Source organism: Paenibacillus silagei (genome assembly GCF_017874735.1).
GTDB classification, from domain to species: domain Bacteria; phylum Bacillota; class Bacilli; order Paenibacillales; family Paenibacillaceae; genus Paenibacillus_AQ; species Paenibacillus_AQ silagei.
The window spans coordinates 308,359-316,399 of record NZ_JAGGLV010000006.1; the positions used below are offsets into that span (position 1 = coordinate 308,359).

The window sequence follows — 8,041 nt, forward strand, 5'->3', positions numbered from 1 at the left end:
ATTCATCCCTCTTCCCTCGTCATTAACAGCGCATTCTTCACAGCAGCCGTAATCTCGTCAAAAGAATCAAACACCGTTCCGCCATCCCCGAAGGACAGCCCCGGCCGCATAATCAAAATCACATATAACCCCATATCCAGCGCGGCATGCAGCTTCTCATCCACCGAGCCCTCGGCCCCGCTCTCCTTGGTAATCATCACCCGGGTGCCGTACTGCCGGTATAAGGCCTCATTCATCTCTCTGCTAAAAGGGCCCTGAAGCGCAATAATATTCCGCTGCTCAATCCCAAGGGTCAGACACTTCTCCAGATTCTCCAGACAAGGCAGCAGCCTTACGGTCAGCCGGATATCCGGATCTCCCAGCAGCTCCTCCGCAAAAATCTCCAGCGTTTTGCCGCCGGTAGTCAGCATCACAGAGCCCTTCAGCTCCCTAGCCTTGCGCGCAGCCTCTTCATAAGAATGCACAAGCAACAGCCGGGGATGGCTGTTATAGATAAGGCTCTGCCGCTCGTAGCGGAAGTAAGGCAACCCCAGCGCAGCAGCAGCTTCCATTGCATTAGCATGGGCCTCCAGCGCAAAAGGATGGCTGCCGTCCACCACGGCACGGTACCCGCCCGCTTGCAGCAAAGCGATCATCGCCGCGCGGTCCAGTCTGCCGACGCGGGTGCGGATGCCTGCGGCTTCCAGGCGTTCAGCCCCGCTGGGCGTCACTACGCTGGCCTGCAGCGGCAGGCCTTGGCGCTGCAGGCTCTGTGCCAGCTCCCGGGCGTCGCTGGTGCCGCATAACATGAAGATCATCGAGGTTGGCGAAGCGCCCGGTTGTCTGCCGGAGCCGCCGCCTCCGTTACATCATGCTGCCCATGGCAGTGATGCTCATGCGCGTGATGCGTGTGCCCATGTTCATCATGCCTGTGATGCGCACACTCGTGATGCCCATGCTTCCCATGGCAGTGGTGCCCGTGTCCATGCCCCTCATGCCCATGATGCGCACACTCGTGATGCCCATGCTCATGATGCCCATGCCCGTGATGTCCATGCCCATGCTCCCCGTGCTCCTCCTCACCATGATGGTGATGGTGATGATGCAAAGAGGCTGCATCGCGGTATTTGCAGTTATCGCAGTTGCTGAAGGCACGCCCTTCCAGCGTCTCCTCGATCCGCTCTGTCAGCATATCCGCCAGCAGCGGATGTGCGCCCAGTGTGCCGCCGATCTCCACTTCAAGCCCGGGATGCTCCGCTGCGAATTGCGCCACTCTCTCTGCGAACTGCTGCATTAGCACTCCGGTGAACAGCAGGTACGGCAGAACAATAATTTTGCGCGCCCCCAACGCCAGGCAGCGTTCAAGCCCGTCCGGCAGCGAAGGCTTGGCGATGGCAATGAAGCAGCTTTCCACGCTGCGGTAGCCTGTTCTCTCCCAGAGCAGCCGGCTTATTTTATACAGATCGCTGTTAGCATCCGGGTCACTGCCCCCGCGTCCCATCAGCAGCACGATGGTATCCTTATTCTCTATCGTGGATGCACCGTTCCCGCGCAGGTCCAGGTCCATTCCGCCAGCCGCCTTCACCGGCAGGAGTGGAAGTCGTTCTGCTTCCTGAATCCGCTCCAGCAGAATATCGACGGCACGGTCCTGCACCCCCAGCGGACGTCCGTAGATGAACTTCACCCCGGGATATCTCTGCTTGGCTTCATCAATGGCCATTGGAATATCAAGCTTGGAATGCCCCGCCGCGAACAAAATAATCGGCACAACGTATATCTCCGCCGCACCACCCTCAATGCATCTGGCAATTCCGCCAGCGATGGAAGGCGAGGCCAGCTCTATGAAGCAGGTCTCAACCTTCAGCTCCGGCTTACGGGCTGCGAGCAGGCGGGTGAATTCCAGCAGCTCCTCATTTCCCGCTTGAACCCGGCTCCCGTGTCCCACCAGTAATACCGTTCTCATCGTCTGCACTCCTTCTTTGCTGTTATCGTTATCGGATGTATGGGCTGCACTCCCTGTTGCGCTGTCCATCCGTTCCCGGAACGCATGATACCGCTCCTGCTCCCGGCCATGAGCCCTGTAGTCCTCAACTGCGGCAGCTACAGCGGCTACCGCTTGCTCTTCGTCCATCCCTTCACGCACCAAAATCCCTGCATGGGCACCCCGCCCGGCCTTCTTGCCGCCGAGATACAACTCATAGCTGCCGCGCGACATTACCAGTCCGATATCATCCAGCACAGCGGAGCTGCAAGCCATCCCGCAGCCGGCTACACTGATGTGCAGCTCTCTGGGCACAGCCATTCCATGCAGCAGGGTGTGGAGGCGGACAGCAGCACTTAACGCTCCGCTTCTGCGCAGCTCACAGAATCCGCAGGTCTTCACCTTCACGTAATCTCCAGGTGTACTTACATTCAGTCCGGCCTCCAGCAGCCTTGCTCCTGCCTCTGCCTCTTCATTCCGGCTGCCGCGCAGCAGGAAATATCCGTCCTTCGTATAGATCAATTGCCCATCGCTGCCTGCAAGCTCAGCCAGCAGCTTCATCTGATCACCGTTGAAGCTGCGGCTGCCGGTTGCGGGAGCAATCTCCAGCTCGAAGGAAGAATCGGTGGATGCCGTAAGGCGATTGGACAAGCTCCGCAGCCGCTCCACCTGCGGAGCAGCAGCCAGGCTCTGCGCAGCAGCCTCTTCCATTCTCACTGATTCCGCTTCTCTTCCTGATACAGCAGCTTCCCTTCCTGCAACAACGGATTCTCTCCCCGCAACAACAGTTTTGGCCGCTCCGGCTCCAGCTGCCCCCTCTGCCTGCCCGGACTCCGCCGCAGCCAGCGACCACGGCTCTGCGTCTGTGCGCAGCCGCTCGTGCGGCTTCAGCGTCTGCGTCTGTGCTCCGAGACTGTACTTGCGCTCATATCCGCGCGGCGTAATCATCAGGTCCTCATAGACAACGGTAGCAGAGTTGCCGATCACCACGGTTGAGAGCATGCCAATCTCATGCTCCAGCATATCCTGCAGCGTCGTTACGACCGTCTGCTGGCGGTCACGGTAGGCGCTTTTGACAATGCCTACCGGTGTAGCCGGATCACGGTAACGCAGCAGAATACCCCGCGCTTCTTCAATCTGACGCGTCCGTCTGCCGCTGCGCGGATTATAGAACGCAATGACGAAATCTGCCGCCCCCGCCGCTTCCACACGCGCAGCAATGCTCTCCCAGGGCGTAAGATGATCGCTCAGGCTGATCGTGCAGGAATCATGCATAATCGGGGCTCCAAGCAGCGAGGAACAGGACTGGATCGCCGAGATTCCCGGGATCACCTCCACCTGTACCCCCTCTGAGCGGTTCCAGCCGCGTTCGATCAGTACCTCGTAGACCAGCCCGGCCATCCCGTAGACACCGGCATCGCCGCTGGAGATTACTGCAATCGTCTGGCCCGCTTCTGCTCTGCGGACGGCCTCCTGGGCCCGGCTGACTTCTTCAGTCATCCCCGTGCCGACAATCTCCTGGTGCCGCAGCAGCGGCCTGATCAGATCTACGTAAGTGGTATAGCCGATGACCGCCTCACTCTCATCCAGCGCAGCCAGTGCGCGGCCGGTAATATGCTCCAGCGCTCCGGGGCCGAAGCCGATAATCAGCAGCTTTCCTTGTCTCTTCATTCTTCTTCCCCCGTTCATGAATAGCTGTGGTTAAGCGCAAGCAGCTTATGCAGCTTCACCTTGAATTCCCCGGCGGTGCGGGGAGCGCTCTGCCCTGCGGTCAAGCTGGCAGGCAGGCTGAACCATAAGTCAGCCAGCAGCGGCAGTCCCAGCCCGATGGACAATAGCTCTTCCCGTCCCGCAAAAATCTCCTCCGGCGTCCCCGCCGCCCGGCATCTTCCATGCTCCAGCACAATAATCCAGTCCGCCCAGCGGTAGGCCAGGTCCATATCATGCGTAGCCATAACTACGGTTGTCCCTTTAGCATGTATGGCTTCAAGCCCCTTCAGCATCTGCGTTTCCGATAACGGGTCCAGATAAGAGGTCGGCTCATCCAATAGAATCAGCTCCGGCTCCATAGCCAGTACACCGGCGAGTGCCGTGCGTTTCTTCTGGCCCAGACTAAGCTGGTGAATCGGTTTATCGCCGAGACCGGTTAGATTCAGCAGCTCCATGACCTCCCGGCAGCGCGCAGCGATAGCCGGTTCAGCCATGCCGCTGCCGCGCAGCCCGAACGACACATCCTCCAGCGGAGTGCTGAGAATCAGCTGCTGCTCGGGGTCCTGGAAGACCAGGCCCACTTTCCGCCGCAGAGCGGCCAGCTCTTTTTTGGAGTAGGATAACGCCTTCCCTCCTTGCATAACCGTCCCCTGCTGCGGGCGCAAAATGCCGACGGCATGCAGGAACAGCGTGGATTTGCCTGAACCGTTATGACCGAGCACCGCCGTCTTGCTGCCTGCGGGGATGGAGAACGTCAGTTCATGCAGTGCAGGCTCCTTCGTATCCGGGTAATGGAACACCACTCCGTCACAAGCCAAGCTAGATTCCTGATCCATGGGTGACTCCTTTCATGTGTTAGTGATAAAGTACGCCTCAGCCAGCAGCAGTAGCGCAATACCGGCATAAGCCTGGATTGAATAGCGCAGCGGCACAGGACGCGCCGTATAAGGCGGGAGAATAATCTCATCTGTGAATCCGCGGGCCAGCAGCCCCTGCGATAGTCCGTAATACCGGTGCATCGTGTTGCCGAACAGCGCTCCTGCCATAGCCGCAGTCTCCCGCATTCTGGCCTTGTAGCCCCGTCGGCCTCCGCGCAGCCTGCGGGCCAGCAGCAGACCATGCGCTGCATCACTCAGCAGGAATAAGAAGCGGTACATAATCAGCATCAGCTCCAGGACAATCTGCGGCATCCGCAGCCTGCGCAGCACCTGCAAAAGCTCACTGAACGGAGTCGTAAACATCAGGAAGAAGAAACAGCTCATGCAGGCAGAGATTCTGGCCAGCAGCTCCCCTGCCCGCTGAAGTCCCGCCGCTGTGACATATACCGGCAGGTTCAGTCCCGTAAGCGGGAATATCCCTGCCTCTCCCGCAGCCGGATGCCCGAATTCCACGAGCAGCGCCGGTACGCTAAGCGCATAGAACAGCAGCGCTGTGCCGAACAGCTTGCCATAAGCACGGAAGGGAATACGGGCCTGCAATATACACCAGGACATCATCCATAGGGTAATTGCAGCCTGTAGTACCGGATGTACGGTGTAAGAGAGCAGGAACATCAGGGCTGCGAACGAGCTTTTCCACATCGGGGACAACTGGCGCAGAGCATTATTGTAAGAGAGAACGTCAATCCACCGGATCACTTGCTGCTATGCTGCTTCGTCCCGCCTTGCTTGCCCTTGAGCAGCCCCAGGGTATAACCGATCACACCGGCACCAATCGCGGCCTGCAATGCAAACAGCATACTCTCCGTCTCACCCGGCAGCTCGGTCAGCGGCTTGAACCACGGCTTATAGTCAGGATTCATTTCGGTAATCACACCTTCAGCCGCATCATCGGCCCCGCCGAATTCCCCATTGACCAGCAGCAGCGGCAGAATGACCAGCAGAATAACAACCAGCAGCATCAACCCATTTTTCCATTTATTGCTCATTAGGCTCTTCCTCCGTTCACCTTGCGTTTCAGAAGCGACAATTCATTCGGGCTATACGATTTCAGCCAGTTCCAGAGCAGTACCGTCAACAGCCCTTCACTGATGGCCAGCGGGATTTGCGTCACGGCAAAGATGCCCCCGAATTTGAGAAATGATGCCAGAACGCCGCCATCCGCCGCCGGAAAAGCCACCGCCAGTTGGAAGGAAGTCACTACGTACGTACTCAGATCAGCCACCGCAGCCGCACAGAACAAGGCCAGTTTCTCGCGGTCCGGCATTTTCATCATCAGTTTATACACTGCATATCCGGCAAAAGGACCCGCCACCGCCATCGAGAACGCATTGGCTCCAAGCGTAGTGATCCCGCCGTGCGCCAGCAGCAGCGCCTGAAACAGCAGGACAATCGAGCCGATTACGCTCATGGGCAGCGGCCCCAGCATTACCGCACCTAGTCCGGTACCGGTGGGGTGGGAGCTGCTTCCGGTCACGGAAGGCATTTTGAGCGCAGACAGTACGAAGGTAAACGCCCCGGCCAGACCCAGCAACAGCTTCAGCTCCGGATTCTCCCGGGTCATGGCTCTCAGCTTGAAGATTCCAAGGACAAAGAACGGGATAAACGCCGCCCACCAGAACACCGCCCAGCCAACCGGCAGGAATCCTTCCATAATGTGCATCGCCCGGGCCGTCCCCGGTTCGTTCAGCATAAAGTACACCGTAAATCCGGCAACCAGTGCCGCAAAGCTCCACCATCTGTGCTTTTTCATTTGTCACCCTCCATGTTTGTTGATTTCCCATTACAGATCATAAAGCCCAAAAAACCCACCCTATAGGGTGGGAGTGTATGTACGCAGGCAAGTTCGATAGAGCGCGCAACCCGTGGCGAAGCGGAACAAGGTGCTTTTCACCGTCCCATCACTATGGGCCGTATCCTTGTATCCAGCAGCTATAACCGGGGATCACCTTGAAGCACCAAGCTTTCTCCGGTCCATCAGGGCAGAACGCCTCTTCTCATTAACCTATCCGTACACCGCTCCTATCCGCGTAGAGTCGTGGTGTGCGTAGACAAGGTAGGTCTCCTGGCTTGGAATACAGGCGCTGCAGACTTCGTCTTCCCCGGGGGCTTCCCGAGTGACCTCATGAAGTGCAGCTCTTCCATACAGTGGCGGGACCGCTCGGGAGTTGCACCCGATTCCCTGTTATCCCTTGCCGCTTCCGGCAAGAGCACCTTGTTTCATCGCTAATTCATCTCACATCATAGCGGACAGAGATTGGCCTGTCTGTGATATAAATTGGAAAAGCTCGCCTGCAGCCAATCATGGCTTGTAGAAATTTTATTTGAGTAATATAATTATTAACTATATAACCTGAACGTGGAGGCATCCGATGAAACTTGATCTAACCGAACAATCTTTGCCCGTGTACGAGGCCCTGTCCAGTACCGTGCGCCTGCATATGCTGCGGCTGCTGTCCGATAAGCCCATGAACGTGAAGGAGCTGGCCGCAGCCCTCAAGCTCAGCAGTGCGATTATGACCATGCATGTGCGCAAGCTCGAAGCCGCCGGGCTGATCCGCAGCCATATGGCTCCCGGCAAAAGCGGCCTGCAGAAGATCTGTACACTGGCCGCCGACGGGGCTGAGATAGTTTTTCCGGGACAGGCCCGGACTCCGCGCAGAGGGTACCGCAAGGACATCCCTGTGGGGCATTATTCCGACTTCCAGATCGAGCCTACCTGCGGACTGTCTACGACAGAGAGGGTCATCGGGCACTTTGACGATCCCCGTTATTTCTGGGACCAGGAGCGGGTGAACGCCGGGATTCTCTGGTTCGGCAAGGGGTTCGTCGAGTATAAAATCCCGAATTTCCTGCTGTCGAGCCAGCAGCCGGAGGAGCTTGCCATCACGATGGAGATCGCCTCCGAAGCCCCGTCGGTCAACAACAACTGGCCGTCGGATATTACCTTCACGCTGAACGGACAATCGCTCGGCTTCTGGACCAGCCCCGGTGACTACGGAGATAATCCGGGAAAATACACCCCGGCCTGGTGGCCTGCACTCACCAATCAATACGGCCTGCTCAAGCAGCTGCGGATTACGCAGACAGGTACCTACATGGACGGGCAAAAGCTGTCGGAGGTCACCCTGGATCAGGTAGGCATCCGCAACAAACAATGGACCTTCCGGCTCTCTGTCGAGGAGGATGCCGAGCACATCGGCGGTCTCACCCTGTTCGGTAAAGGCTTCGGCAATTACAACGAGGATCTTGTGTTTGAGTTGTTTTATACGGATGGTGTGGCAGATTTGCCGGGTCCTATATGAAAGCCAGATTAGGGTGTGTAGAAGGTAGGAGGTAGGTAGGTAGGTAGGTAGGTAGGTAGGTAGGTAGGTAGGTAGGTAGGTAGGTAGGTAGGTAGGTAGGTAGGTAGGTAGGTAGGTAGGTAGGTAGG

The 8,041-nt window shown here is 57.8% G+C and carries 7 protein-coding genes, 1 pseudogene and 1 riboswitch; of the genes and pseudogenes, 1 reads left to right on the forward strand and 7 read right to left on the reverse strand.

Features of this window, described 5'->3' with window-relative positions; all coding sequences use genetic code 11:
- Positions 1-2 precede the first annotated feature (2 nt).
- The 7 genes and pseudogenes from cobK to J2Z70_RS11985 all read right to left on the reverse strand — a co-directional run bounded on the left by cobK (position 3) and on the right by J2Z70_RS11985 (position 6,361).
- Positions 3-797, reverse strand: a complete 795-nt coding sequence (gene cobK, locus J2Z70_RS11960; protein ID WP_209872991.1) for a precorrin-6A reductase — start codon at positions 795-797, stop codon at positions 3-5.
- A complete protein-coding gene (locus J2Z70_RS33980) occupies positions 794-2,011 on the reverse strand; it encodes a sirohydrochlorin chelatase (RefSeq protein WP_425355113.1) in 1,218 nt (405 codons plus the stop codon). The genes cobK and J2Z70_RS33980 overlap by 4 nt, the downstream gene beginning before the upstream one ends.
- Positions 1,994-3,631: pseudogene (gene cobJ / locus J2Z70_RS33985) on the reverse strand (precorrin-3B C(17)-methyltransferase); the annotation flags it as partial. The gene J2Z70_RS33980 and the pseudogene cobJ, both read right to left, overlap by 18 nt.
- A 14-nt stretch (positions 3,632-3,645) precedes the next feature.
- Positions 3,646-4,506 carry an energy-coupling factor ABC transporter ATP-binding protein gene (locus J2Z70_RS11970; protein WP_209872997.1) on the reverse strand — a complete coding sequence of 287 codons (861 nt, stop codon included), beginning with the start codon at positions 4,504-4,506 and terminating at the stop codon, positions 3,646-3,648.
- Positions 4,507-4,518: 12 nt separating this feature from the next.
- Positions 4,519-5,307: a cobalt ECF transporter T component CbiQ gene (gene cbiQ / locus J2Z70_RS11975; RefSeq protein ID WP_209873000.1), complete on the reverse strand. Its 789-nt coding sequence runs from the start codon at positions 5,305-5,307 to the stop codon at positions 4,519-4,521.
- Positions 5,304-5,597, reverse strand: coding sequence for an energy-coupling factor ABC transporter substrate-binding protein (locus J2Z70_RS11980; protein ID WP_036722466.1), 294 nt, complete (start codon positions 5,595-5,597; stop codon positions 5,304-5,306). Before J2Z70_RS11980 ends, cbiQ begins: the two co-directional genes overlap by 4 nt.
- On the reverse strand, positions 5,597-6,361 hold the full coding sequence (locus J2Z70_RS11985) for an energy-coupling factor ABC transporter permease (protein ID WP_036722468.1): 765 nt from the start codon (positions 6,359-6,361) through the stop codon (positions 5,597-5,599). The genes J2Z70_RS11980 and J2Z70_RS11985 overlap by 1 nt, the downstream gene beginning before the upstream one ends.
- A gap of 285 nt (positions 6,362-6,646) precedes the next feature.
- Positions 6,647-6,841: riboswitch (cobalamin riboswitch) on the reverse strand.
- 139 nt (positions 6,842-6,980) lie between these two features.
- Between J2Z70_RS11985 and J2Z70_RS11990 the strand changes: the two genes are divergently transcribed.
- Complete coding sequence (locus J2Z70_RS11990) at positions 6,981-7,913, forward strand: ArsR/SmtB family transcription factor (RefSeq protein WP_209873003.1); 933 nt, start codon at positions 6,981-6,983, stop codon at positions 7,911-7,913.
- The last annotated feature ends 128 nt before the right edge of the window (positions 7,914-8,041 follow it).